General features: G+C 35.6%; 2 protein-coding genes. Both read right to left on the bottom strand.

Annotation, left to right across the window (positions count from 1 at the left end; all coding sequences use genetic code 11):
• A partial coding sequence (locus tag J1782_RS00215) for a glycosyltransferase family 2 protein (protein ID WP_217151897.1) occupies positions 1–920 on the bottom strand: 920 nt, incomplete at its 3' end.
• Positions 917–1,081: a GtrA family protein gene (locus tag J1782_RS00220; protein WP_217151898.1), complete on the bottom strand. Its 165-nt coding sequence runs from the start codon at positions 1,079–1,081 to the stop codon at positions 917–919. The genes J1782_RS00215 and J1782_RS00220, both read right to left, overlap by 4 nt.
• Positions 1,082–1,094: the final 13 nt, after the last annotated feature.

Raw genomic sequence — 1,094 nt, forward strand, 5'->3', positions numbered from 1 at the left:
ATATATATTTTCCCTACATATTCCCCAATCACTCCCAGGCATAATAATTGTACTCCACCAAGAAAAATGATTGAAATCATGACGGACGTCCAACCTTCAACGGTACTTCCGTTTATTTTTTCTATGATTGCATAAATTGCAATCAGAATTGATACGAGACAGGTAATGAACCCGAAAGCAGATATCATACGAAGTGGAGTTATTGTAAGTGATGTAATCCCCTCTACTGCTAATGAAATCATTTTTTTAAGAGGATATTTAGACTCGCCAGCTATTCGCTCATCTCTTGAGTAATAAACCTTTGATGAGCTAAAGCCTAGTAGAGGAACTATACCCCTTATGTACATATTTTGTTCTTTGAAATTTAGCAAGCAATCAACTGCTTTCCTGCTCATTAGTCGGTAGTCAGCATGATTGGATACCTGACTTACACCCATTTTTTCCATTAAAGAATAAAACATTTTTGCAGTCGTTCTTTTGAAAGGGCTATCAGTAGATCTATCGTCTCTAACGCCGTAAACGATATCGCTACCTTCTTTATATTTTTCTAACATGACCTCTATGCATTTAACGTCATCTTGTAAGTCAGCGTCAATACTTACCACTGCATCAGCTTTAGATTCAGATAAACCAGCAATTAGTGCGTTTTGGTGTCCTCTATTTCGAGATAATTTGATTCCAGATACAAAAATATTTTTATTGCATGCATCTTTGATTTGGTCCCATGTATTATCCTTGCTGCCGTCATCAACAAAGATAATTTTACTGTCATGACCGATCCTGTTTGCGGCAATTAATTTGCATAAAATATCACCAAGTATTTGGAGGCAGTGTGGGAAAGCTTCCTTTTCATTATAGCAAGGGACAACAATGTCCATGCTCGGAGTCAGCCCTTTTCTTCTCTGCGATATTTCTTTCATTTCATCACCCAAAATCTGTTAAGTAAAAATCCTGTAATTGTATAAAAAATCATTCCAATAATTTGTGCAAAAAATTTATAATCTGGGAAAGAAAATAATATTAGCTTTATCGGGATGAGGTTAACAAGGTAAGCTATGCCACACGTTATTAAAAACTTCATTAATCTTGAGAAG

Origin of the sequence: Rahnella sp. BCC 1045 (genome assembly GCF_019049615.1) — a bacterium.
Lineage (GTDB): Bacteria > Pseudomonadota > Gammaproteobacteria > Enterobacterales > Enterobacteriaceae > Rahnella > Rahnella contaminans.